This window comes from Micromonospora sp. NPDC049366 (assembly GCF_044466625.1).
Lineage (GTDB): Bacteria > Actinomycetota > Actinomycetes > Mycobacteriales > Micromonosporaceae > Micromonospora.
Genome location: NZ_JBITMV010000038.1, coordinates 1 through 23,527 on the forward strand (window position 1 = coordinate 1; position 23,527 = coordinate 23,527).

At 72.0% G+C, this 23,527-nt stretch carries 21 protein-coding genes; 9 read left to right on the forward strand and 12 right to left on the reverse strand.

Annotation, left to right across the window (positions count from 1 at the left end; all coding sequences use genetic code 11):
• From ACIBTV_RS30610 to ACIBTV_RS30635, 6 genes are all read left to right on the forward strand, one after another.
• Nucleotides 1–3,924: DUF6531 domain-containing protein (locus ACIBTV_RS30610; RefSeq protein WP_396710532.1), on the forward strand; the 3,924-nt coding region annotated here is incomplete at its 5' end.
• Between the two features lie 43 nt (nt 3,925–3,967).
• Nucleotides 3,968–4,528, forward strand: coding sequence for a type VII secretion system-associated protein (locus ACIBTV_RS30615; protein ID WP_396710534.1), 561 nt, complete (start codon nt 3,968–3,970; stop codon nt 4,526–4,528).
• A gap of 35 nt (nt 4,529–4,563) precedes the next feature.
• Nucleotides 4,564–5,925 carry a hypothetical protein gene (locus tag ACIBTV_RS30620; RefSeq protein ID WP_396710536.1) on the forward strand — a complete coding sequence of 454 codons (1,362 nt, stop codon included), beginning with the start codon at nt 4,564–4,566 and terminating at the stop codon, nt 5,923–5,925.
• Between the two features lie 42 nt (nt 5,926–5,967).
• Nucleotides 5,968–6,561 carry a hypothetical protein gene (locus ACIBTV_RS30625; protein ID WP_396710537.1) on the forward strand — a complete coding sequence of 198 codons (594 nt, stop codon included), beginning with the start codon at nt 5,968–5,970 and terminating at the stop codon, nt 6,559–6,561.
• Between the two features lie 130 nt (nt 6,562–6,691).
• Nucleotides 6,692–7,240, forward strand: a complete 549-nt coding sequence (locus tag ACIBTV_RS30630) for a sigma-70 family RNA polymerase sigma factor (RefSeq protein WP_396710539.1) — start codon at nt 6,692–6,694, stop codon at nt 7,238–7,240.
• On the forward strand, nt 7,237–7,971 hold the full coding sequence (locus ACIBTV_RS30635) for an anti-sigma factor family protein (RefSeq protein WP_396710541.1): 735 nt from the start codon (nt 7,237–7,239) through the stop codon (nt 7,969–7,971). The genes ACIBTV_RS30630 and ACIBTV_RS30635 overlap by 4 nt, the downstream gene beginning before the upstream one ends.
• A gap of 59 nt (nt 7,972–8,030) precedes the next feature.
• Here the strand turns inward: ACIBTV_RS30635 and ACIBTV_RS30640 are convergent, their stop codons facing one another.
• The 7 genes from ACIBTV_RS30640 to ACIBTV_RS30670 all read right to left on the reverse strand — a co-directional run bounded on the left by ACIBTV_RS30640 (nt 8,031) and on the right by ACIBTV_RS30670 (nt 18,007).
• Nucleotides 8,031–9,482, reverse strand: coding sequence for a neutral zinc metallopeptidase (locus tag ACIBTV_RS30640; RefSeq protein WP_396710543.1), 1,452 nt, complete (start codon nt 9,480–9,482; stop codon nt 8,031–8,033).
• 154 nt (nt 9,483–9,636) lie between these two features.
• On the reverse strand, nt 9,637–10,533 hold the full coding sequence (locus ACIBTV_RS30645) for a hypothetical protein (protein WP_396710544.1): 897 nt from the start codon (nt 10,531–10,533) through the stop codon (nt 9,637–9,639).
• A gap of 133 nt (nt 10,534–10,666) precedes the next feature.
• Nucleotides 10,667–11,758, reverse strand: a complete 1,092-nt coding sequence (locus tag ACIBTV_RS30650; protein WP_396710546.1) for a hypothetical protein — start codon at nt 11,756–11,758, stop codon at nt 10,667–10,669.
• On the reverse strand, nt 11,755–12,252 hold the full coding sequence (locus ACIBTV_RS30655; RefSeq protein ID WP_396710547.1) for a SigE family RNA polymerase sigma factor: 498 nt from the start codon (nt 12,250–12,252) through the stop codon (nt 11,755–11,757). The genes ACIBTV_RS30650 and ACIBTV_RS30655 overlap by 4 nt, the downstream gene beginning before the upstream one ends.
• Nucleotides 12,253–12,350: 98 nt before the next feature.
• Nucleotides 12,351–16,409, reverse strand: coding sequence for an SdrD B-like domain-containing protein (locus ACIBTV_RS30660; protein ID WP_396710549.1), 4,059 nt, complete (start codon nt 16,407–16,409; stop codon nt 12,351–12,353).
• A gap of 37 nt (nt 16,410–16,446) precedes the next feature.
• Nucleotides 16,447–17,451, reverse strand: coding sequence for a hypothetical protein (locus ACIBTV_RS30665; RefSeq protein WP_396710551.1), 1,005 nt, complete (start codon nt 17,449–17,451; stop codon nt 16,447–16,449).
• Nucleotides 17,452–17,467: 16 nt separating this feature from the next.
• Complete coding sequence (locus ACIBTV_RS30670; protein WP_396710553.1) at nt 17,468–18,007, reverse strand: hypothetical protein; 540 nt, start codon at nt 18,005–18,007, stop codon at nt 17,468–17,470.
• A 247-nt stretch (nt 18,008–18,254) separates the two neighbouring features.
• Here ACIBTV_RS30670 and ACIBTV_RS30675 point away from each other — a divergent pair, with 247 nt between their 5' ends.
• Entirely contained in the window at nt 18,255–18,872 is a 618-nt protein-coding gene (locus tag ACIBTV_RS30675) for a DUF6518 family protein (RefSeq protein ID WP_396710555.1), read from the forward strand.
• A gap of 79 nt (nt 18,873–18,951) precedes the next feature.
• Here the strand turns inward: ACIBTV_RS30675 and ACIBTV_RS30680 are convergent, their stop codons facing one another.
• Nucleotides 18,952–19,230 (reverse strand): hypothetical protein, encoded by a 279-nt coding sequence (locus tag ACIBTV_RS30680; RefSeq protein WP_396710557.1) that lies wholly within the window; start codon nt 19,228–19,230, stop codon nt 18,952–18,954.
• Nucleotides 19,224–19,571 (reverse strand): sigma factor-like helix-turn-helix DNA-binding protein, encoded by a 348-nt coding sequence (locus ACIBTV_RS30685; RefSeq protein WP_396710559.1) that lies wholly within the window; start codon nt 19,569–19,571, stop codon nt 19,224–19,226. The genes ACIBTV_RS30680 and ACIBTV_RS30685 overlap by 7 nt, the downstream gene beginning before the upstream one ends.
• Nucleotides 19,572–19,679: 108 nt before the next feature.
• Between ACIBTV_RS30685 and ACIBTV_RS30690 the strand changes: the two genes are divergently transcribed.
• Nucleotides 19,680–20,678: an alpha/beta fold hydrolase gene (locus ACIBTV_RS30690; RefSeq protein ID WP_396710561.1), complete on the forward strand. Its 999-nt coding sequence runs from the start codon at nt 19,680–19,682 to the stop codon at nt 20,676–20,678.
• Between the two features lie 34 nt (nt 20,679–20,712).
• On the opposite strand, the gene ACIBTV_RS30695 is transcribed toward ACIBTV_RS30690, so the two are convergent.
• The 3 genes from ACIBTV_RS30695 to ACIBTV_RS30705 form a co-directional block, all read right to left on the reverse strand.
• Complete coding sequence (locus tag ACIBTV_RS30695) at nt 20,713–21,108, reverse strand: hypothetical protein (RefSeq protein WP_396710563.1); 396 nt, start codon at nt 21,106–21,108, stop codon at nt 20,713–20,715.
• A complete protein-coding gene (locus ACIBTV_RS30700) occupies nt 21,105–21,551 on the reverse strand; it encodes a hypothetical protein (protein WP_396710566.1) in 447 nt (148 codons plus the stop codon). Before ACIBTV_RS30700 ends, ACIBTV_RS30695 begins: the two co-directional genes overlap by 4 nt.
• 292 nt (nt 21,552–21,843) lie before the next feature.
• Entirely contained in the window at nt 21,844–22,482 is a 639-nt protein-coding gene (locus tag ACIBTV_RS30705) for a TetR/AcrR family transcriptional regulator (RefSeq protein ID WP_396710568.1), read from the reverse strand.
• Between the two features lie 267 nt (nt 22,483–22,749).
• Here ACIBTV_RS30705 and ACIBTV_RS30710 point away from each other — a divergent pair, with 267 nt between their 5' ends.
• Nucleotides 22,750–23,004, forward strand: coding sequence for an SCO4848 family membrane protein (locus ACIBTV_RS30710; protein WP_396710570.1), 255 nt, complete (start codon nt 22,750–22,752; stop codon nt 23,002–23,004).
• Nucleotides 23,005–23,527: the final 523 nt, after the last annotated feature.

Consider the following 23,527-nt stretch of genomic DNA (forward strand, 5'->3'; position numbering starts at 1 on the left):
GCGTTGTCGGGGGATCCGGCGGCGATCGGGTTGGCTGCCGGTGGTTTGGCGCTCGGGCTGGTGCCGGGCGGCCGCCTCGCCGGCCGGATCATGAAATTCGTCGCCAAGGGTGGCGAAGCCCTCGGCACGGCCCGGGACGGTATCAAGGGCGCCACGCGGGGCCTGGGCAGCGGCGGCGGCAAGACGATCGGCGGTGCGGTGCCCGCCAGGGGCCTGGGCACCAACCGCCCGCCCGTACCCAAGGACACCTCCATCTCGATCGACGTGCGCAAGTGCGTCACCGACCCGGTCGACGTCGCCACCGGAGAGATGGTGCTCGCCCAGATCGACCTCGACCTGCCCGATCCGTTCCCGTACGTGCTGGAGCGGACCCACCTGTCGTCGTACCGGGCGGGAGGTTGGTTCGGACCGACCTGGGCCTCGACCCTCGACCAGCGCCTGGAGTTCGACGCGCAGGGCGTGTGCTACTTCGCCCCGGACGGCATGATCCTGGTCTACCCGCCGGCCTCCCCCGGCGACACCGTGCTCCCCGAGGAGGGGCCGCGCTGGCCGCTGACGATGTTCGCGAACGGCGCGGCCGTGGTGACCGACCCCTCGGCCGACCGGTCCACCTTGTTCGTGGTCTCCGGTGCGGTCGGTCGACTCGCCGGGGTCGTCGACGGTGACGGCAACCGGCTGGAGGTGGCGCGCGACCAGAACCAGGTTCCGGTCGCGCTCCGGCACGCCTCCGGTCAGTGGATCGCGGTCACCACCTCGGGCAGCCGGATCACCGCCCTGCACCGGACGGACCCGGCTGGACGACCCGCCGAGCTGATCGCCGGCTACCGCTACGACGAGCAGGGCCGGCTCGTCGAGGTCGATAACGCCTCCGGCCGGGCGGTGCGCTTCCGGTACGACGACGCCGGCCGGGTGACCGGCTGGCTCGACCGCAACGGTGTCGAGTACCGGTACACGTATGACGCCAGTGGCCGCTGCGTACGCACCGAGGGCGCGGACGGGTTCCTGAACGGCGCCCTCGCCTACGACCCGGACGAGTACACCACCACCTACACCGACTCGCTCGGCAACGTCACCGTCTACCGGCTCGACGATCTGCGGCACGTGGCGAGCGAGACCGACCCGCTCGGCAACACCACCCGGTACGAGTGGGGTCGGTACAACCAGCTGCTGTCCCGGACCGATCCGCTGGGCCGGACCACCCGGTACGAGTACGACGCCGACGGTCAGCTGCGCACGGTGATCCGCCCGGACGGCACGGAGGCCGAGGTCACAAGCGGCCGGGACGCTGTGCCCCCGACGGTCGCGGTGCGGGCCGGGGACCGGGTGCTCACCCGGAGCTACGACACCCTGCCCGACCCGACGGTCAGCCAGGTGGGCGTGGCGGAGCCGTTCGACTACGACCGGTTGCGGGCGGACGACCCGGTCCGCGACGCCGCCCTCGCCGGAAGCCTGACCCACCGCGTCGGCGCCCGTGGCCGCGTCGAGCGGGTGCGCTACGACGACGAGGGCAACCCGGTCGAGCGGACCGGCGCCGCGGGTCAGGTCAGCCGCACCGAGTACGGGCCGTTCGACCTGGTCCTGGCCACCGTGGACGCCGGCGGCGCGCGGACCAGCTACGAGTACGACACCGAACTGCGGCTCACCCGGGTCACCAACCCCCGGGGCCTGCAGTGGCGCTACACCTACGACGCGGCGGGTCGGCTGGTCGAGGAGAGCGACTTCAACGGTCGCGTACGTCGGTACGAGTATGACGCCGCCGGGCAGCTCGTCCGCTCCGTCAACGGGCTCGGCGAGGTCACCGAGTACGACCACGACGTGCTCGGCAACGTCGTGGAGCGGCGGACCGCCTCCGGTAGCACCCGCTACCGCTACGACGCGGTGGGCCGACTGGTGGCGGCCGAGAGCGCCGACGCGGAACTGGTGATCGAACGGGACGGGCAGGGCCGAGTGGTGGCACACACCACGAACGGCCGTACCCTCTCCTTCCGCTACGACGACCGCACCGGGACGCGGCACCGCCGGACGCCCGCCGGCGCGGAGAGCGTCTGGGCGTACGACCCGTTCGGCAACCTGGAATCGCTGGTCACCGCGGGTCACAAGCTCGGGTTCCGCCACGATTGGCAGGGTCGGGAGCTGGGTCGCAGCCTCGACGGCCGGGTGGTGCTCGAGCAGGCGTTCGGCACGGACCGGCAGTTGACCACGCAGCTGTTGCCCGGCCTGCGCCGGCGGTTCGACTACCGCGCTGACGGCCTGCTCTCCGGCGTCGAGGACGACGTCACCGGGCGGATCGACTTCGCGCTGGACGCGGCGGGCCGCGTGGTCGGGGTCCACGGTGTCGACCGGCACGAGGAGTACCGCTACGACGAGGCGGGCAATCTCGCGTCGGCGCGGGTGTCCGGCCTGCCGCACTGCGGGGACCTGCGCTACGCCGGCAACTTGGTCATCGAGGCGGGTGCGGTTCGCTACCGGTACGACGCGGAGGGCCGGATGGTCCGCCGGACGCTGACCGACCCGGCCGGTGCCGACCGCACCTGGCACTTCGAGTGGGACGCGCACGACCGGCTGGTGGTGGTGCTGACCCCCGCGGGGGACCGCTGGCGCTACCGCTACGACCCCCTGGGTCGGCGGATCGCCAAGCTGCGCTACACCGCCAGCGACGACACGAACCCGGTCGAGCGGGTGGACTTCGTCTGGGACGGGACGCTGCTGGTCGAACAGGCGCACACCGACGAGCACGGCCGTACCCGGGTGACCACCTGGGAGTACCACCCGCAGGAACAGCACCCGGTCGCCCAGTCGGTCCGGGACGAGATCTCCGCGCGCTTCTTCGCGATCGTCACGGATCTGGTCGGCACGCCCACCGACCTGGTCGACCCGGACGGGCACCTCGCCTGGCGGAACGACACCAGCCTGTGGGGCGCGTCGACGGCCGAGCCGGGGCTGACCCCGCTGCGGTTCCCTGGGCAGTACCTGGACCCGGAGACCGGACTGCACTACAACGTCTACCGCTACTACGACCCGGTCAGCGGCCGTTACGTCAGCCAGGACCCGCTCGGCCTCGCCCCGGCACCGGACCCGGCCGGCTACGTGCCCAACCCGTACGCGGCGTCCGACCCGCTGGGTCTGATTTGCACCGCCGGTTCGGCGAGCCAGATCCCGGCCTCACTTGGTGGCGCCATGGACGCCGGTCGAGCGTCGGACACCGCGGCTGCCGTGCCCGACCCGCTGTCCCGGGTGAAGCAGCAGCCGGTCGTTCCGGCGGAGCGGACGCCTGGCGTGACGTTCCACGGGTCCAGCGTGCCGCCCGAGATCAAGGACGAGCACGGTCTTCCCATCGGCGGCATATTCCACGAAGGGCTCGTCTCCAGTAACCGGTTCAACCACATGCAGGCGGTCAAGAACAACACGCCGCTGCCCGGGGACCCGCACTACGACCTGGCGAAGCACCAGCACAACGGCAACAACAGCGGGTTCATCTCCACCACCGGCAACCCGAACGTCGCCCTACAGTTCGTGCGTCCGGCCTACGGGCCGCAGGGCGAGAAGATCTTCCGGGACGGGCCCCTGGCGCTCTTCGATCGCTTCCAGGGAAAGCAGCCGGAGCGATTCGAGAAGCACGAGGGCTTCATCTACGCGATCGACACGAAGGATCTGCCGCTGGTCCACGCGCCCTCGCAGAACTACCCGGGGCTGGACCACATGAGGTACCAGGACGAGTTCGCGGCCTTCGACCACATCGGGCCGGAGCGGATCATCGGCGCGTTCAAGGTCGACCACCACTACAACGCGGTCTCCGTCGGAAACAACGGCCTGAACGGCATCGGCATCAATCATCACCCGAATGAGGGCTTCTCCATGCAGAACATGATTCCGAACCGCAGGTACCGCCCTGGCGACGGGAGCGGTTCGGGCGCGGGGAGCTGACGTTCCGTTGGCCGGCGACCAGAACGTGAGGCAGGAAGAGGAGATGAGTGCAGTGGTGACGGCAGGGCCGCCCCCGATGGTGACCGACGAGATGCGCCGCCAGGCTCGGCTGGCCCCGGACAGCTGGATCTACGCGGTCGACCCGGCCTTCGACAGCGGCGGGGCCGTGCCCGGCTGGGCGGTGATCGGCGCCTACCGGGTGGACGAGCGGGGCGAGATCGGCGACGACTTCCAACCGAACCCGAACTACCAGCCGACGCCGGTCGCGCTCGGCTTTCCGACCCCGGCCAACGAGCTGGAGAACGCGCTTCAGCTGGCGGTGACCGGTCTGGGCGGTGACGACGAGGTCCGGCTGGCCCTCCTGGAGGCGACGGTCGTCGTCCCGCACGTGCCGGGGGTCGGGATCGCGGATCTCGACGCCGGCCTGGACCGGCCGGTGGTGCACGCGTTCACCTCGGACCGGTACCTGCCCGATCCGGCGGAGTGGCCGTACTGGGAGCGGCGTGCCGTGCGGGACCTCGTCGAGCCGATCGGCGACCGCTACCTGGTGCTCAACCCGGGCAGCACGCTCGAACTGCGGCTGCCCGCCGCCGAACTTCGCTGACCGACCCGTAACGACCGACAGTGAATGAGGTAGTCATGCGAGGAACGTGGCCCGCGGTTGCCCGCCGATCCCGGTCGGGACGGCGCCGCCTGTTCGTGTTCGCCGCCGCGCTGGTGTTCCTGCTGCTGCCGGTGACCCCCGCTGCGGCGGGCGCGGTGGAGCCCACCGTGCCGTACTGGGTGGTGCCAGGGGAGCCCGGCTCGGAGAGTGACCTGACGCTGCCCGGGGTCGCCGACCGGGTGCTCGGCGACAGCCAGCGCTGGCCGGAGATCTTCGAGCTGAACGAGGGGCGTGGGCAGCCGGACGGGGGCACGCTCACGGACCCGGCGCAGCCGATCCGCGCCGGTTGGGTCTTCGTCCTGCCCGAGGGCGCGACCTCCGGTGAGATCCGGATCGGTACCCCACCGTCGGCGAGGCCGAACCTGGGCCAGCCGGGTGCCGCGCCGGTCGACCGACCGCAGGCGGGGACACCCGTGGCGGCGCCCCCCGCGCCACCGGCCGACGGCGGGAAGATCCTGGGGATGCGACCGGTCACGGTGACCTTCCTCGCCGTCGGCGCGGTGCTGCTGGTGGCCGTCGTGCCGGTGGTCGTGCTGCTGGTCCGGCGCCGCCGCACGACCGGGCCGGCGCGACCGGCCCTCGCGCCGGCGCCAGGCTCCCGGCAGGTCCTGGACCGTGCCCTGCGGCAGCTCGCCGCGCAGGCCACCCAGGCCCAGGTGTACGCGGCGCTGGTCGGTTCGGACCGGGTCTCGCTGCGGCTGGCGCCGGCGCTGCCGGACGCCCCGCCTCCGTGGCGGGCGCGGCAGCGGGGTGCGATCTGGGAGGCGCCGAGCTGGCAGCTCGACGAGAGCGCGGACGGCGGCGACCGGTTGCCGCTGCTCGCCACCGTCGGGACGGTCGGGGGTGAGCTGGCCGTCGTCAACCTGGGACGCGCGCCGGGAATCGTCGCGATCACCGGAGACCCGGAGGCCGCCCTGCGCGTCGCCCGCGCCTTCCTCGACGAGATCGGCTGGCGGGCCGCCGCGACGCCCCTCACGGTCAGCGTGGTCGGTCCGCCGCCACCGTGGCCGGCCCCGGAGCACGTCCGGGTCGCCGTCGACGCGCGGGCGATCCCGGCCCCGTCCGGCGACGGCGTGGACGCGGTTCACCAGCCCGAGGTGCTGCACGACCACCTGGTGCTGGTCACCACCGCGATCCCGCCGGCCGAGCTGGAGCGCCTCGGCGCGCTGGCGGCCGTCTCCGGCGCGACGGCGGCCGTCCTGGTCGTCGGCGACGCGCCGAACGCCGCCTGGCGGTTCGAGGTCGACGCCGACGGGACGCTCGACGTCGGTGTGCTCGGGCTCGACCTCGACCGTCCGACACCGCGTGGTCGGCTCGTCCCGAGTTCGCGCCGCTGACCCGGTGCCCCTGTCCGAACCCGTCGATCGATTGGTGTGGCGATGAAGGCACTCACCTCCCGTACCCTGCTCGGTTCCCTCGCGCTGGCCGTCGCGCTCGTCGCGTCCGGGTGCACCACCACGGTCACCGACCCGGTCGCCGTACCCCAGCCGGACGTCGGTGGTGGTGGGCCGCGGCCGCAGTCCGGCGCCGCGCTGAACCCGCCGCCGTCCGGCTCGCCGGACGGCCTCGGGCAGCGCAGCCCGGACGGGGGTTACTGGCCGGCGTCGGTGCAGCTCGGGGAGAACCCGGAACTCGGCCCGGTGGTCCTCGACGGGCAGGGCTTCACCCTCTACCGGTTCGACCGGGACAGCGCGTCGCCGTCCCGGTCGACCTGCACTGACAGCTGCCTGATGCGGTGGCTGCCGGTGCTGACCAACGAGAAGATCAAGTTTGAGAACCTCGATCCGGCACGGCTCGGTGCGGTGGCCCGTCCGGACGGCACCCAGCAGGTGACCGTGGGGGGTTGGCCGGTCTACCGCTTCGCCGAGGACACGGTGCCGGGGCGGACCACCGGTCAGGGCGCCGACGGACTGTGGTTCGTGGTCGCTCCGGACGGTGGCAAGGCCGCCGCGCCGGCCGGCTCGGGTAGTTGACGGCGCAACGACGTGAGCCTGAATACACCTTCGTTCGCGACAACCGGAAGACGGAAATGCGCAAGGCATCCTGGTTATCCGTGTGCGCCGATCAGAACCGGCGGCCTGGGGCCAGCGGAGGATGGTACGTATGGCGGGGTTGAGGCCTGTTCGTCGCCGGGAAGTAGCAGACGAGGCCTTGGTCCGGACCCTCTACGAGGAGCACGGCCGGGCGATGCTCGCGTACGCGACGCAGCTGACCCGGGACCGCGCCGCCGCGGAGGACATCGTCCAGGAGGCGCTGGTGCGCGCCTGGCGCCACCCGGACAGCCTGGTCAACGGCAAGGGATCGGTACGGGGGTGGCTGCTCACCGTGGTACGTAACCTCGTCACCGACACGGTGCGGGCCCGGAACGCGCGACCGCCGGAGGTCCCGGAGAGCCCGACGGACGTCGCGGTCGAACGGGACCACGCCGACCAGGTGGTCAACTCGATGCTGGTGGTGGACGCCCTCAACCGCCTCTCGCAGGAGCACCGCGAGGTACTTGAGCAGGTCTACCTACTGGGGAGTACAGTCGCGGAAGCCGCGAAGGCCTTGGGTATCCCGCCGGGCACGGTCAAGTCACGCTCCTACTACGCACTCCGGGCGCTACGCGACATCGCGGGACGCCCAACCGGGGTGGAACGGTCTGCCTCATGAAATCGGACAGCTTGATGCCGGCCGGTGACCACGTGGACATCGGTGGCTATCTGACGGGCGAGCTCGACCAGGAGCAGCTCCGGCAGGTGGAGAAGCACCTGACGGGCTGTGCCGAGTGCCGCACCGAGGTCGAGTCGCTCCAGGAGTGGAAGGACGCGCTCGAGGCCGTACCCGAGGCGATGCTGCTCGACGGCCCGCCGGAGGGCGGCGACCTGCTGTTGCAGCGCACCCTGCGCCAGGTCCGCAGCGAGTCGTCCGGTCGCCGCCAGCGCCGTGGGGTGCTCGTGAGTGCCGCCGCGGTGGTGGCGCTCGCCGCCGCGGTCTCCGGCGGCGTCGTGCTGGGCCGCACGTCCGGCGAGGCACCCGACACGCGTGCCCTACCCGCATCGCCCGCCCCGTCGACGTCGGTGACCGCCGCCGACCCGGCCACCCGGTACGCCAGTGCGACCGACCCGGGCACGGGCGCCCGGGTCACCGTCGCGGTCACCCCGGCAGCGGGCTGGGTGCGGGTCAACGCGGCCGTCTCCGGGATCCCGCAGGGCGAGCGCTGCCGCCTGCTGGTGGTCGGCAAGGACGGCAGCACCGTGCTGGCCGGCAGCTGGCTGGTGTCCGAGTCCGGGGCATCCGGCGGCACCACGCTCGACGGCAGCGCCCTGATCGACCCCGCCCAGGTCGGCGGTATCCGTGTGGAGAACACCGACGGCAAGGCGTACGCCAGTGTGACGCTGTGAGCGGACGGGCCGTGCCGTGACCGACCAGACGGTTGGGAACGGCACGGCCCGTCCGCGTACTACCGGTACTTCTCCAGGCAGGGCGCCGACGCGCCGGCGGTGAAGCCGTCGCGGAACGCTTCGACGCGGGCGAACCCGGAGGGAATGCCGGATCCGTTGACGTCGGCGGCGATGAGGCTCCGCGGCGCCAGCATCTCGCCGACGGCCTCGTCCAGATCGCCGGGGGAGAGCTGCAGGACGGCACCCCGCCCGGCCGTGATCGTCGCCGCCCAGACGCCGGTGAGGCACGCGGTGCGCTGCGCCGTGGCGAGCCCGGTGAGCGGAAAGCCGTCCGCGTGCTGCGCCGCGAGCGCGTACCGGGAGGCGATCTCCGCGAAGGCGGCGAAGTCCCCGATGCCGCCCTGACCCTGGCCGGGCGACGTCCCGAGGCGGGCCAGCTCGGCCAGGTCGAGTCCGACCGTGTCGGTGCCCGGGCAGTAGGCGGCGGGGACGGTGACGGTCACCTCCGGGCAGGCCGACAGGGACGGGCTGATCGCCGGCCCCGCGGCGCCACTCCGGCCGAAGGCCGCTCGCAGCGTCTCCTGGAGCGCGAGCAGCGACTCCCGGTCGTTCACCGGCAGGTCGCCGGTCTCCTCACCGGTCGACGACGGCTGGCCGCCGGCCGGCTGGGTGATCCGCCGCCGCACCTCGGCCTCGTCGATGCGCGCACATCGGGCGGGACCGTCGCCGAATCCGAACTGGAACGCGGAGACCCGATCGAACGCGTTGCCGTGCGCCCCGTCCGCCTCGAAGCCGGTCTCCGCGCCGTCGCGGATGAAGAAGAGCGTGGCGAGGATCTGGTTGAGGCCGGGGCCGGTGGACAGTTGGAAGTGCGGGGCGTTGCCCTCGGCCACCCATCGGATGAAGGTGCCCGCGAAGCAGTCGGCCTGCTGCTCCCGCACGATCGAGCTGGTGCGACCGTCGACCGTGCCGAGGCGGAACTGCACGGCGTGCCCCAACTCGTGAGCGAGCACCGCCACCACCGCCATCGGCCCGAACGAGTCGTTGAGCATGGGGAGCAGTTGCGCCCGGTCCCAGGCGACCGTGTCGTCGGCCGGGCAGTAGAAGGCGTTCACCGCGCCTCCGGTGCCGGTGCCGCAGATGGCGACGCCCGGGCCGGTGGAGTCGTACGAGACGAGCCGCGCCACCGGCTCGAAGCGGCGACCGAAGGTCGCGGGCAGCTCCTGCGCCCAGTACCGCTGCACGTCGTCGACGGCGTTGCGGGCGAGCCGGTCCGCTTCGCCGCCGTCGCTGCCGTCGACGGGCAGACGTGAGTCGGCCACCCCGGCCCGGGGACCACTCGTCCCCGTGGTGATCTCCAGGCCGGCGACCCGGGTGGCGTTCCAGCGCTCGGCGGCGCCGGTGCCCGCCACGGGCCGGACGCATCCGGCGAGCAGTGACACCACCCCGAGGACCGCCCCGCCCAGGACCAGTGCCCGTCTGATGCGCGTCGCCCGACTGTTCTGAATCATCTTTCTTCACCCTCCCGGCATCGAGAAACGGCCCGGGGCGATGGTCGGTGGGGCCGACCGGAAGCGCGCCGGGCCACGGCTCGGCCGATACGAAGACGGGTGTGCCGGCCCGGCGGAAGCCGGACCGGCACACCCGTTGGTCGGGACCGGACGGTCAGTTGAAGCGGACCGAGACGACGGCGTTGTCGAAGCCGATCGTCGCCAGGTCGGCGACGTCACCGTTGATGACCTGGGACCGGCCGGTGCAGTTGGGGCCGGCCCAGATCTTCAGCGAACCGGGGGCCGCGACGGAGGAGGCGACGCGCGGACGGGGCAGGTTCTCGCACCCGTTGCCGGCCACGCCCTGCGAGGCGCCGTTGTCGCTGAAGTTGGCGTCGTCGAAGAAGACGGCGCTGGTGGCGGGCGGAGCGGTCTCGCTGCCGGTGTCCGGGGTCTCCTGACCGCCCTCCGGCGCGCCGGCCTTGCCGCCGGTCGGGGTGACGCCGAACCACGTGCCGCCGACGCCCTGGCCGAGGGTGTCGCCGCGCTTGGTGTCCTTGGCGAAGCGGTACACCGGCCAGCCGCCGATGGTGACCTGGCGGGTGCCGTCGGCCCGCCGGATCGTACCGACCGCCGACTTCTTGATCCCCGCGATGAAGATCTTGCCGCCCGGCGCGACCGTGACCGGTGGCCAGGTCTGCGCGCACTCGCCGTCGCAGGTCGAGGTGGGCGGGTTGTTGCTGTCCTTGTCGAAGCGGTAGAGCGTCAGCCCCGCACCGTTCACGACCACCGGGTCGAGGTCGCCGGCCCGGCTCGCGGTCAACTGGACCCACTTCTGCGACGACTGACGGGCCGCCCCCACCGCGACACCGCCGTTCGGCACCGCCCAGTCACCGGTGCCGGCCTGCGAGTTGTTCGACTTCGCGGTGCCGGAGAGCAGTGCCAGGTCGCCGGCCGCGGCACCGTCCGTGGGTGCCGCGGCCTCGCCGCCGGCCGGGGCTGACGCCCTCGCCGGTGCGGGTGCCTCGGGGGTCGAACCGCACGCCGTCAACGCCACGGCGCTGGCAGCCATCAGGGCAACAAAGGGTACGAGGTGCTTGCGCATCATTTTCGGGGTCTCCCAGTTTCTACCCGGCCCCGTACGTCCGGAAGCCGTTCGGCATCCACACGGACCCCGCCCCGAATCGGTTCAGCCGATCTGGGGCTCAGTCGTGGGCGGACGAGCCCTCCCGTTTCGAGCGCACCTCGACCAGCCACGGTCCCGTGGCGTGCTGCGCGGTGACCTCGACCCTGACGTCCGCACCGTCCTTCACGGACTGGAGTGCGGGTACGCACGTTCCCTTGTCGTCGCGCGCGACCTGGCAGGTGTCGTTCAGACCACCTCCGGCGTAGTCGTGGACCTCCCCGGCGAGCACGCTCACCCCGTTGATCGACACGCGGTAGATGCCGGGGGTCTGCGGGATGAGGGTGATCTCGTAGCCCTGGTACCAGGGCATAGTGAAGCTGACCGGCCGGTTGGGGTCGGCCGGGTCGCTGTGGAGGACCCGGGTGCCGGGCTCGTCCGCCATACCGTCCGGCTTCGGCGGCTTCAGGGCGGCCGGGCGGGACGGCAGGGGATAGGCGGTGAAGGGCACCTTCTCGGCCACCGCGAAGTGCAGGGTGCCCCGCGTCGGGATCGTCCCGAGCCGGCGACCGTTGTCCTGCGCGCCCGTGACGGTGTACGTCACGGTCACCGTGTCGCCGATGCTCAGCCCGGAGACGGGTGCCTCCGACCTGATCGGGTCCTGATGCAGCTCGGAGATGCAGTTCATGAAGACGCCGGTGGGCTCGCCGTTGATCGCGATCTCGGCGTCGAGGGAGACGTGCTTGCCGGACAGGCCGGGGCAGTAGCTGAAGAACCGCACGTCGGTCGAGGCGACCGTCCAGGTGAGCTGCACCTTCTTCGCGCTCACCGGCGCCCGGCCGGCGGCGACGACCCGGTAGCCGCGGGCGTACTCGGCGAAGGGTCCGACCTTGCGTCCGGCCACCGGGCTCGGGACGGCCGGCGGGCCGGCGGTCGGCTGCCCGGCTGACGGGGTGGCCGACCCGGCCGCGAAAGGCGCGGACCGGGTCGGCTGGTCGCCGAGGACGGTGACGAAGGCGCCCGCGCCCGCCAGGGCCGCGACCGCGGTGGCCGCTCCCACCACGGCCCGCCGACGCCGCCGTACGCGGATCCGGTGCTGGATCTCCGCCAGACGACCGCGCGCCGGGGTGCCCTGGGCGGACCGTTCTTCCATGAGCTCCTTGAGGTCGATCACGTGTGCAAAGCCTCCAACGTCAGCGACTCGTCCAGCCGCAACTTCTCCAGCGCCCGCTTGGCCTGACTCTTGACCGTGCCCACCGAGATGCTCATCGCCTCCGCGATCTGCGCCTCCGTCATGTCCTCGAAGTAGCGCAGCACCAACACCGCGCGCTGGCGTCGTGGCAGCCGTCCGAGCGCCCGCCACACCTCGTCGCGTTTGTCCACCTCCGCGACGCGGTCCGCGGCGGGCGGCTCCGGCACCTGCGACATCGGCTGCTCGGCGTGGCGCCATCGGCGTCGCCACCACGAGGCGTAGACGTTCACGAGGATCTTCCGCACGTACGGCTCCGGGTCGCCGTCGATGCGTGTCCACGCGCCCCACGCACGCACCAGGGCGGTCTGGAGCAGGTCCTCCGCCTGCCCCCAGTCGTGGGTGAGGAGATAGGCGGTGCGCTGAAGACGGGGTGATCGTGCCGCCACGAACTCAGCGAACGTGTCGCTTGCTGTCACCGGCTCTCCTTCGGAAGGGGTCACCGGCTAATACCCGACCGACGCCGCCGCAGGTTGCACGGCGACCAGAATGACGGACGCGCTGGCCCGGCCGGATGTTAGAAGACGGAGTGCGTCACCACCGCGCCGTGGTTTCCCGTGACGATGTCCGGCGGCAGGGTCAGTCGGAGCGTGGGATTCCACGAGACCGAGTTCGTACCCTGGCCCGTCCAGCGGGCCGCGGTCCGGGGCGCTGCCAGGTCCGCGCCGGGCTGCGGCACGAAGGTGCCGTCGCCGGTGGCGCGTACGGCCGGCCCGGACAGGTAGGTGACCAGGTCGCGGGGGATGCTGCCGGCGGTTCCGCCCGACGTCGCCGTGAAGTCGGTGACGGTGACGGTGGCCGTCCACGTTCCCGACGCGGGACCCCGTTCGTCGGTCACGGTGACCGCGCCGAGTTGCCCCGTGACGGTGCCCGCGTCGGCGGTCACGGTGCCCAGCGACGCCCGCTCGGGCACGCTGACGGACAGTCCGGCGAGCTCGTCGATCTGCACGGTGAGCGCCTGGGACGCGGAGAGGCCGCTGGCGTCGGTGACCCGGACGGTGAGGCCGTAGCCGCCGGGCGTCGACGGCGTCCCGGCGAGCAGGCCGGTGGCGCCGTCGAGGGTCAACCCCGGTGGGAGCGTCCCGGCGCTGGTCGTCCACGCGTACGGCGCGGTGCCGTCGACCACGGTCAACTGGACGCGGTACGGGGTCTGCTCCGTCCCGGCCGGCAACGGCGGGTTCGACAGTTGGGGCGGGGCGTTGACCCGCACCGGCGTCGAGGGCGCGGAGGCCGGTCCCGCGCCCACCGCGTTGGTCGGCGTCACCGTGAAGGTGTACGTGGTGCCGGGGGTCAACCCGGTCACGGTCCGGGTGGTGGCGGGGCCGTCGAAGGTCCGCGCGGTCTGCGCCACGCCGTTGACGTACGGGGTGACCGCGTAGGACAGGATCGGGCTGCCGAGGTAATCCGGTGGCGTCCAGGTGAGGACGGCCGATCCGGAGCCGGCCCGGGCCTCGGTGATGGTGACCGCCGGCGGCAGCAGCCGGATGCCCTGGTCGACGTCGCCGAGGGTGGCCCCGGTGCCGAGCGTCAGGGTGCCGGTACTGCCGGTGGTCGGGTCGCTGTCCGAGTCGAGGGCGCTGTTGGTGCCCTGCCGCCGCGGTGAGAAGCGCTGGTCGGGGCGGAGGGCCGCCGGCGAGAACGTCACCGTGTAGCTGCCCGCTCGCAGGCCGGCGAAGGCGTACGTCCCGTCGGCGGCGGTCGTCGTCGTGCGGCTGACCGGCGTGCCGAGGTCGTTGGTGCCGGACAGGGCGACCGGGAAGCCCGCGACGGCCGGCTCGTCCGGTTGTCGGATGCCGTCCGCGCTGACGTCGTTCCAGGTCCGGCCGCTGATGGTGGACGAGACCACGGTGATCTGGGTGACCTCGGTGGTGGGCAGCGCGACGGGCGTCGTGCTGCCGCTGGGTGTGTAGCTGCCGGTGCTGGTGTTCACGTACCGGTCCCCGGTGGCGTTGCCGGCCGGGGTGAGGGTGACGCGTACGGCGTTGACCGCCGCGTTCGCCAGGTTGGTGATGACGATGCGCAGTGCGGTCGTGTCGGCGCCGCACGTCGACGTGTAGTCGCCGGGGTCGGGGGTGATCGTGCCGTGCGGGCGGTTGGTGCACTGGACCACGACACCGCTCGGCGCCGAGCTGCCGCCGTAGGTCAGGGTCCCGGTGAACGCGGAGCGTCCGTCGCCGTTGTACGGCAGTTCGCTGAGCAGCACCACCGAGGGCACGGTCAGGCCGGTGACGTTGCGGTACGCCAGGGTCAGGTTGATCGGGTCCCCGGCCGTGACCTGCGGCGTCGAGGTGGATTCGGAGAGGGCGAACTGGGTCTGGTTGCGGATCGTGATCGTCGTGCCGGCGGTGCGTCTGCCGAGGTCGATGGCGACCGCCGCGTCCGAGCTGATCACCGCCGTGTTGACGGCGGACGTGTTGTCCTGGGCGATGCGCACCGCCGTGGCCTGGAACGCGATGGGAGAGATCGTCGCGTTGGGCGTGATCGAGCCGAGTTTCAGCAGCAGCCGCGGCCCGGTCTCGCCGGCGTCGCCGGTGCAGGGAATGCCGTCCGGGCCGTGCTGCGCGGCCGTCAGCTCGACGCCGAGCGGCGCGGTACCGGAGACGTACCGTGCGCTGCCGGCGACGTAGGTCATGCAGGCGGGCAGCGTGTCGGTGATCGTCACGCCGCCGACCGGGGAGGTCGCCGCGGTCGACCGGGTGACGGTGGGGGTCAGGGTGTAGGTGACCGTGCCGCCGGCCGCGATGAACTGCCCGTTCGCCGGCAGCCCGTTGGACTGCGTCACCCGCAGGACTCCGTCGGTGACGGTCAGGCGGTTCCCGGTGTACGACGGATTGTTGGTGACCCGGTTGTAGTAGGACGGGCCCCACGTCTCCGCGCCGCCCAGCCGGGCGCTGTCGAAGTTGGCGATGATCGTGCCGGGCGGGTTGGGCTGCACCTGGAACTGCGGGTGGAAGTAGTCGGTCTCCCCGTTGGCGATGGCCCAGCTGGCGGTGAAGCGCACCGCGTTCACCACCGCCGACCCGCCGGCGGCCTCGATCGAGCCGTACCAGGTGCCGGTGGCGCAGGAGGTGGTGCGGCGGGCGTTGTCGTCGGGCAGGTTCAGCACGCCGTACTCGACGGTGTACTCCGACGGGGCGACGACCGTGTTGTTGCGGTACGCCCGGCCGACACCGACGATTCGGGTCTCGGCGGGGTTCCACTTGTCGCAGATCGCCGCGCCGACCAGGGCGGGCCCGCTGGTCGAGTAGATGTGCAGCCGGTCGTAGTAGGTCTGGCCGGGCGAGGCGACGCCGTCCCCGGCGCTGCCGTTGGTCGCGCCGCCGGCGGGTAACCCACCCGGTGTGTCGGTGGTCCAGAAGTAGCCGTTGTATCCCGCGGACCGCGGTCCGAAGATCGTCGAGAAGCAGTTGTCGTTCGCCCGGGTGCCGTTCGCCTCGACGTACGTGCAGGTGGCGGCGGCGGGGTCGCCACCGGGCTCGTAGCCGCTGCCGAAGTTGGACTGGCCGGTGACGCTGGTCGGGTCGAAGCCCCGGTACTGGATGGTCGACTGGATGGTCGAGGTGCTGTCCCCGCTGGGAACGAAGACGGTGAAGGTGCCGGACGCCAGGTAGGTGAGGGCGGCCGACAGCGTGTTCCCCTGGGCCCCGGTGGTCGGGCTGGAGCGCCCGGCCAGGTCCGCGTCGGTGATCGTGACGGTCACCGTACGGCCGGTCTGGGTGCACGCGACCGTGCCGGTGTTGACGACGGAGTTCGCCGCGGTGGCGTTGGCGACGATGCCGATCCGCCCGTACGGCACGGCGTAGCCGCCGTTGCTGACCGGTGCGCAGGAGCCGGTGACCAGGGCGGCGTTCGGCGAGATCGCGTTGAGGTCGGTGGTGAACGTCAGCGGCCCGGTCACCAGTTCCGTGCCCTTCGCGTCGGCGGGCACGGTCACCACGAAGCTGAACGCGAAGCCGCTGCCACTGGCGCCACCGATGGAGGCCGGCGTCGGCGTGCCGAAGAGGTTGGCCTGCAGGTTGAGCTGTGGGAGGGCGGCCACGGTGGTCGTGCGGGTGCCACCGTTCAGCGCGCCGCCGTTGGCGGTGAGGCTCGCGTCGATGATGGTGCCGTTCGGCACGCTCCCGTCGACGGTCACGGTGATCGGCACCGTGCCCGCTCCCGTCGCGTCGACCGCGACCGCGCAGGTCAACCGTTGCCCGTCGCTGCTGAGGCTGCCGCCGCCGGGGCCTGTGCACTGGGCGAGGTTCGACGGGTCGAAGCGGATCAGCGCGGGCGCGGTCAGGGTCTGCACGAAGGTGACGGTGCCCGGTCCGGCGGTGTCCGAGGAGTACGTCCACCCGTAGGTCAGCACGTCCTTGGTGCGTACCCGTCCGTTGCCGGGGCCGCTGTCCAGGGCGTCGAAGGGCGCCCGGCCGTCGGAGACGACGGTGAGGGCGATCTGGTTGACGTCCGCGGCGGCGGGGGCCGGCGCCACGAGGACGGCGGAGACGAGGCACGCGGCCACGACTGCGGCGGTGGTGATCGTCCGGCGTGGCCACGAACGGCGGATCGGGAAGGTGAGTTCTGGAGGCTTCATCTGCTCGGCTGACGGGGTCGACGGACAGGTGGACGGATCACGCGGGCCGGGCTCCGGCGCGGACCCGCGAGCGGCGCCGGGCGAGGTGCCAGACCGTGACGGCGACGAGTGCGAGCAGCGCGACGGCGATGCTCAGGGAGTAGACCAGCCAGCCGGGCGAATCCGTCTCCAGCGCCGTGGCCCTGGTCAGCACCGGCAAGGTGATCCGGCCCTCGGCGGTGCGTTCCACCGTCCCGCTGGCCAGCACGAGGTGAACCGTCCACTCCCCGGCGGGCAGGGCCTGGCTCACCTCGACGCGCACCTGACCGGACTCGCCCGGCGGGATGGTGAGGCCGTTCGTGACCTTGAACGGACCCGCCCGGACCTGCTCCTTGGCCAGGGTGAGGCTGCCGGTCATGTCCAGCGCACGGGCTCCCGTGTTGACGACCTGGGCAGTCACCACGGGAAACTCGCCGGCTCCGGGTTCGGCCACCACGCCGTCGATCCGGAAGTCCGTCGGCGGGTCACCGCCCGGACCGACGTCGAGATACATGCGTACGCCGACCCGGTGCACCTGGGTGACGTTGCCGGCCTGCTTCGGCGAGCTGGCGACCTCGGCCCAGATCACGCCGTAGCGCTCACCCTTCGACGCCCTGGCCGGCACCTCGATGTCGACCGTGACGGCCCGGCGGGCTCCGGGGGCGAGCGTGAGCGAGGTCTTCTCCAGGCTGACCCAGCCGCTGAGTTCGTTGCCCGCGCGACCCTCGGGGACGGTGAACGCGTTCTCCGTGATCGAGGCGGCCCCGGCGTAGAGCTTGATCGCCTGGCGCTCCGGTGAGCTGTTGCGGACCTCGACCCGGCGGCTGATGGTCGCACCCGGTCGGACGTGGTCGACGAGGTAGATCCGGGCGCGCGGGTCCGTGACCCGGGCGGCCGGGATGTCCATCAGGCGGAGGGCGATCGTGGCGTCGTCCGGCGCCACCGCCTGCCGCTGCTTCTGCACGGCAGCGGCCGGTGCCGCCGGCACTCCGATCGTCAGGGCGACGACGGAGGCCAGCAGCACCAGCCGGCCGTGCGGGTCAGAAGATCGAATGGGTCACCGTGCCCGTGTAGGTGCCCTGGACGGTGCCGGCGGGGATGTTCACCAGGACCGTGGGGTTCCAGGTGGCGAAGTTGTTGCCGGTGCCGCCGGTGTGGCTGAACGCGGTCCGGGGCACGTTGATGATCTGGGCGTCCCCGGCACTGGGCTGACCGGGTGTGAAGGTGCCGCTGCCGGCGGTGGCGGTGGCCCCGCCCGACCAGTACGAGACGTTGATGTTCGGGATGGTCTCCGGCGACGTGCCGCCGCCCGTGACGAAGTCGGTGGCGGTGACGGTGGCGCTCCAGTTGGGCGTGAGCGATCCGCGCTGGTCGAGGACCGTGACCGGCCCGAGTTGGCCGGAGACGGTGGTGCCCTCGGTGCCGTGCCCGAGGCTCGCGTTGGCGGGCACCGTGATGGACAGGCCGCCGACGGCGTCCACGGTCAGGGTGACGGTGGTGTCCTCCGCGTACGCCGGCGTGGCGAGTGCGGCGGACGCGGCTACCCCCGCGGCGAGGGCGGCCAACAATCTCGTGCGCATAGATGCTCCTTCGGTCCTCGGTGAGTGGAGGCGTCGGGATGGAGCCTAATGAGCAGTTTGGGGCGTTATGCGAAGTTTCGGTCAGCTTCGATAAGTCGTTGACCTGCGCAAACGTCTGCCGAGGAGGGGCTTCAGCCCGGCGCCGGGAGAAGGCGCGACGGCCTCTGACTTTCGGCCGATGGCCGGGGTCCAGGACCCCACCTCGGCCAGAGTCGGACGGCGGATCCGGACCCTAGGGTGGGTGCTCATGGTGACCGGACGGCACGTGGCCGTGGCAGCTCCCGTCGGTGGGTTCCTGCTCGGCTTCCTCGACTTCGTGTGGATCAAGTTCGTGCCGTTCCCCCTCGGCGGCCTGGGCAACTCCCTCGCCGTGTGGGCGGTCGCCGCCTTCCTCTTCGCGTACCTGGGGCGGTGGGGTCGGCGGCGGTCCAGCATCCTCGGCGCCGTCGTCCTCCTGGTCGTCGCCGTGCCCAGCTACTACCTCGCGGCGGCGCTCATCCAACAGGACGACCTCGCGAACATGTACAACGCCGTCGCGTTCATCTGGATGGCCTACGGGGTGGTCGCCGGGATCGTCTTCGGCGCGGCGGGAGTCGCCGCCCGTACGCCCGGACGATGGCGGAGCCCGGCCGCCGCCATGCCGGCGGCGGTGATGTTCGCGGAGGCTGCCCTCGTGGCCCGGCGGATCGGCGACCCCGGCCGCGGCGGCGAACCGCTCTGGGCGGCGTTGCTCGACGTCGTCCTCGGGCTGCTCCTCGTCGTGCCGGTCGCGCCGGCGTGGCAGCCGCGTCTGCGGGCGCTCCTCCTGGCCGTACCGCTGGGGGCCGTCGGGTTCGCGCTGCTGTCGCTCGCCCGGTTCGGCTGACCCGGATCGGCCCGCGGAGACGACCGTAGGCGACCCGACAGGCCGCCCGCAGTCGATGTCCGGTGGGTCCAGGCATCGGTCAGCGGTCGAGCGGGACCACGTCGGTGGGGCGCTCCACCCGCACCGGGAGCCCGTAGTCGAACAACTCCAGCGTCGACGCGAACGTGCCGGTGTCGAGCCGGCCCTTCGCCGTCGTCCGCCAGGTGCCGGCCAGCGCCACCTTCGCGATCCGTCCGTCGCCGTCGAGCGTGACGTCACCCTGCGTGGTGACGGTGCCCGGCCCATCCACGGTCACGTACGTGAAGCGCAGCGTGCCGTCCGGGTTCTCGCTGACCGTCGCGTCCACGCGCTTCAGCACCGCGAACAGCGCCGCTGGGTCGGACGCGGCCGCGCCGAGAACGTCCAGCGCGCGGGAGTTCTGGCTCTTGACGGTGCCGACCGAGCCCGGGCTACCTGGCGCTCCGGCAGGTCCTCGTAGTGACGCAGCACCACGACCGCGCGTTGCTTCGCCGGCAGCGACAGCAGTGCCCGGCGCAGGACGGCCGCGTCCGTCCGGTCGCCGCCGGTCGGGGCGGCCACGTCGGGGATGTCGGCGACCAGGCTCTCCCGCCGTCGTCGTCGCCACCCCGAGGTGTGGTTGTTGACCAGGGCGCGGCGCAGGTAGGCGTGCGGATCGTCGAGCCGGCGGATGCGAGACACCCCACCAATGGATCATTTGAAAACCGGGCCGCCGCGGCCGTTGGCGACTAGAGGACATGTCACGTTGCCAGACCGGTGCCGGGAGGCATCCCAGTGGAGGGACCAGCGGTGCGCCCAGTTTTCAGGTGGAGTCTTCAGCGGGTCCGTCGCGGCCCGCTCGCCTGGCTCGTTCCGGTGCTCGCGGCCGTCGTCGCGGCAGCCGTGCTGGCCACCGCGGCGGTCTACGCATGGCCGCTGCGCAGCGCCGATCTGCAGCGCGCCGAGCCGGAAACCCTCACTTTCGCGTCGGCCACCCAGCGGGCGACGCAGGCCATCGAAGCGGAGGCGGCCGACCCCGAGGTGCTGCCGGAGTGCCGGAGTCAACTTCTGACCCACGACACCAGAAGCGCCAAGGCCGTGCTGCTGCTGCACGGCTACACGGACTGCCCCGGGACCTTCAGTGGCCTCGCGAAGCTCTACTTCGACCAGGGCTACAACGTGTGGCTCCCACGAGCCCCACGGCACGGGGTCACCGACCGGCTGGCGCACACGGAACTTCGCGCCGAGGAGTTGACCGGCTACGCGAACGCCGCACTGAACGTGACCGCCGGATTGGGTGACGAGGTCGGAGTCGTCGGTCTCTCGGGGGGCGGCGTGTTGGCGACCTGGCTGACCGGGCACCGCCCCGACGTGGTGCGTCGCGTGCTTCTGCTGGCACCCTTCTACAAGCCCAACGCGGCGCAGGCTCCCAGCCTCGCGATCAAGCCGCTCGTCGTTCTCTTCGGGTTCCGTCTTCTGCCCGACCGGATCAACTCGAATGGCTTCTCGTACGCGGCGCTGTCGCAGTACCTCCGCCTCGTCCGGAACTTCGCGGCCGACCCGAAGAGTCCGAACCTACGCGGGATCGCCGTGGTCACCTCGGCGAACGACAGCTTCATCGACTCTCAGGAGGCGGTCGCCATTCCGGCCGGCATCGCCGACCTGAACGGCACCACGGTCAGGAAACACGAGTTGCCACGCGAGTTCGGCATCGGACACAACCTCGTGGCCCCCGAGAGCTTGCAGGGCAGAGCCGACGAGCTCTACCGGCTCTACCTCGACCTCTACGAGGGCGGCGTCCGCCGCTGACCGCTCGATCCGCGGGAACGGCGACGCCGACCGCCTAAAGGTCGTTCAGCTGCTCGGTCGACTCGGACACGGTCGCCCGCACCCGGCGCAGCGTCGCGTCGGGTGACATCACCGCCGTACGCCACCTGTCGAGCGTCCGGCGCAGCGTCCGGACGGCGGCCTGCAACTGCTGGACCTGGACGCGCATGGTGGCGAGTTCCTCCCGCGCCACCAAGGCTTCGTGTTCGAGTTCGCTCACCCGGGTGCGCAACGGCTGGACCAGGGTGAGGGCGGCATCGGTGAGGGTGTCGGCCGCGTCCGCCTTGAACTTGCCCCGCTGGATCACCACGGCGGCGATGGCGGCGAGGCCGCTGGCACCTCCGAGTGCGGCGAGGCCGGAGATCAGGGCTTGCACCCACTGCGGGGCGGCGGGTGTCGGTGGCGGGGTCATTTCACATCGCCGATCAGTTCGGAGGATTCGAGGTAGCTGGCCTTGGCAAGGCGTCGGAGGTCGAAGACGATCTGGGCGGCACGCCAGAACGAACCGGTCGCCACCGCGGTGACGAAGGACGTCGCGGCGATCGAGTGCCGACCGGAGATCACGGTCAGGGTGAGTGCGTACATCGCGGCGCTCGTGCCGAGCATGAGCAGCGCCGCCAGCTCGATGCCCAAGCCGGTGGCGACGCGGCCGGGCCAGAGGATGCCGAGCAGGCCGCCGATCCCGACCAGAACCAGGCCGACCCGCCATCCGGCCTGGACGGGTGCGGGCATGGTCAACTCGACGGACGGCGGTCCGACGTCGAGCAGGATCAGCAGGAGGCCGCAGATGGCGGCCGCCACCAGGATGGCGATCTCGAACGGCTGACGACGGGGACGGATGTGGATCGGCGACACGGCGAACTCCTCAGGCTGTCTGCCGCTCCCGTTCCGCAGCTGCGCCGGCGCGGCGCCTGATCCGTGGCGGCCGTGCCGCCCGGGGGTGGTGGAGCCCCGGATCGGGGCGCGCCGGGATGGCCACTGCGAATGGAGGACATCGAGTGTGCGACGCGGCGCCGTTGGCGGGCCGTTGCTCAAGTCGTACCATCCGGCCGGACGCGTCGTCCACTCTGCACGTCGTCGTATTTCCGCAGGTCAGGATGGTTGAGGCGACCCCGGCGGGACGGTGCTGTCCCGGTCGGCGGTTCCGTCAGGCGAACTGCCCGATCGGCCGGCGGTAGACGCCGTACCACCAGGTCGCGGCGAGTTCACGGGCCGCCGACTCGTCGCCGCTGCCGTCGTCGGTCGCGATGTGGTGCGTCAGGTACCGGTCCCCACCGAGGACGACCAGCAGGCTCGCCTGGACCGGGTCCAGGTCGCGCGGCGCGAGCCCGTTCTCCTGGTCCGCCCGGACGAGCGCCTCGGTATTCCGCGTGAACTGCTCCAACCGGGAAGCCCAGAACTCCCGTACAACCGGGTCGTACGCGCCGACCTCGTTGATCGCCGCCAGCACCGCGGCGTGCTCCCGGTAGATCCGGATGACCTGGCGGAAGACCTCGGTCAGGGAGCCCACCGCGTCCTCGCCGGGAGTCGGGCGCCAGGTGGTCGCGACGCCGAAGGACGTCTGACTCACCGACTCCGCCAGCCGCAGCAGCAGCTGGGTCTTGTCCGCGAAGTGGGTGTAGAAGGTCGACCGCGCCACCTCGGCCTCCCGCGCGATGCGCTGCACTCCCAACTCCGTGAAGGTCACGCCCTCGGCGAGGAGACGCCGGGTGGTGGCGAGGATCCGGGCCTCCGTCGGGAGACGCCGCTCGGCGCCCCCCGACGGCCGCCGAGTGATCGAAGGCATGACCGAATCCTAGGCAGGTCGGGTTGCGGCCGCCGGCGGCCGACGACTTGCGCTCGGCCCGCCGTCGCACCTGCTGGTACGCGCCGGTGCGGCAGCCCATCGCCCGGCGCACCTCGACCACGGTCCGCCGCGCCTCGCGGCGGGTCCGCTCGGTGCCGTCCAGCTCCGCCCCGACCTCCACGTCACCGACCCGACCGGCCCGGTAACGCCGCTTGGGCTCCGCCGCCTGGCCGACCTTCCGAAGCCGCGCTGGCATACTCGGCCGACATGGTGTTGTCGCGTCGTTGGGCCCTCTTCCTGCTCGCAGTCGGTGTCTGGACCTGGTTGATCTGGCCCAGGTTCGGCCTCGCCATCTGGGACGACCCGCGCGCATGGTCGAGCGGTACGCCCGGCGCGGGCGCGCCCACCTCCTTCCTCTGGATCCACGCGCTCCTGATCGGTGCGTCGCTGGCCATCGGGACCACGGTTGGTGTGCTCGGTGTCCGTGGTCTGCTCGCGGCGTGCCGGCGGCCCGGCTCCTGACCCGCTCGTGACCAGCGGAGATAGTCCGCCGGTGATGATGTGACGCGGGACGCGCGGCGCCGATTTGACGATCAAACCCGCGGACGCGTAACTTTCTCTCTGCCAGCGCGGAACGGACGAAACGGGGCGAAAGTCCTGGAGGCCGGAGCGGGGCAACGAGCTTCGGGTCGGAGCGGTCACCACCTCTCTGGCCCGGTATCTGGGTGGTGCCCCGGATTCGCCGCGAGGCGGATTTGGTGAGGCGAAACCGACCAGGTAAGGTTTACGACCGGCAGGGCACCGGGCGAGCTCGCGGGAGACCGCAGCGGCCGGCCTGCCGAATCCGATGATCAAGCGCGGTGGTTCGCCGCTGCGCGGGTTCAACGGGGCCAAGCCGTACGAAGCGTGACAGAGCGGGACACACCGGTTTGACACGACGCAGACGGTAAGGTAACGTAGTAAAAGTGCCCGGCGCGAGAGCGGCGGACATGGTGGGACGAAATGCCCCGGACGGGGGTCCTCCTGGTGGAGGGTTTCCGGATGG

Bases quoted from the DNA above. Each gene is read 5' to 3' on its own strand.
- ACIBTV_RS30615 (WP_396710534.1), top strand. From the start codon at position 3,968: ATGAGTGCAGTGGTGACGGCAGGGCCGCCCCCGATGGTGACCGACGAG.
- ACIBTV_RS30620 (WP_396710536.1), top strand. From the start codon at position 4,564: ATGCGAGGAACGTGGCCCGCGGTTGCCCGCCGATCCCGGTCGGGACGG.
- ACIBTV_RS30625 (WP_396710537.1), top strand. From the start codon at position 5,968: ATGAAGGCACTCACCTCCCGTACCCTGCTCGGTTCCCTCGCGCTGGCC.
- ACIBTV_RS30630 (WP_396710539.1), top strand. From the start codon at position 6,692: ATGGCGGGGTTGAGGCCTGTTCGTCGCCGGGAAGTAGCAGACGAGGCC.
- ACIBTV_RS30635 (WP_396710541.1), top strand. From the start codon at position 7,237: ATGAAATCGGACAGCTTGATGCCGGCCGGTGACCACGTGGACATCGGT.
- ACIBTV_RS30640 (WP_396710543.1), bottom strand. From the start codon at position 9,482: ATGATTCAGAACAGTCGGGCGACGCGCATCAGACGGGCACTGGTCCTG.
- ACIBTV_RS30645 (WP_396710544.1), bottom strand. From the start codon at position 10,533: ATGGCTGCCAGCGCCGTGGCGTTGACGGCGTGCGGTTCGACCCCCGAG.
- ACIBTV_RS30660 (WP_396710549.1), bottom strand. From the start codon at position 16,409: ATGAAGCCTCCAGAACTCACCTTCCCGATCCGCCGTTCGTGGCCACGC.
- ACIBTV_RS30670 (WP_396710553.1), bottom strand. From the start codon at position 18,007: ATGCGCACGAGATTGTTGGCCGCCCTCGCCGCGGGGGTAGCCGCGTCC.
- ACIBTV_RS30675 (WP_396710555.1), top strand. From the start codon at position 18,255: ATGGTGACCGGACGGCACGTGGCCGTGGCAGCTCCCGTCGGTGGGTTC.
- ACIBTV_RS30695 (WP_396710563.1), bottom strand. From the start codon at position 21,108: ATGACCCCGCCACCGACACCCGCCGCCCCGCAGTGGGTGCAAGCCCTG.
- ACIBTV_RS30705 (WP_396710568.1), bottom strand. From the start codon at position 22,482: ATGCCTTCGATCACTCGGCGGCCGTCGGGGGGCGCCGAGCGGCGTCTC.
- ACIBTV_RS30710 (WP_396710570.1), top strand. From the start codon at position 22,750: ATGGTGTTGTCGCGTCGTTGGGCCCTCTTCCTGCTCGCAGTCGGTGTC.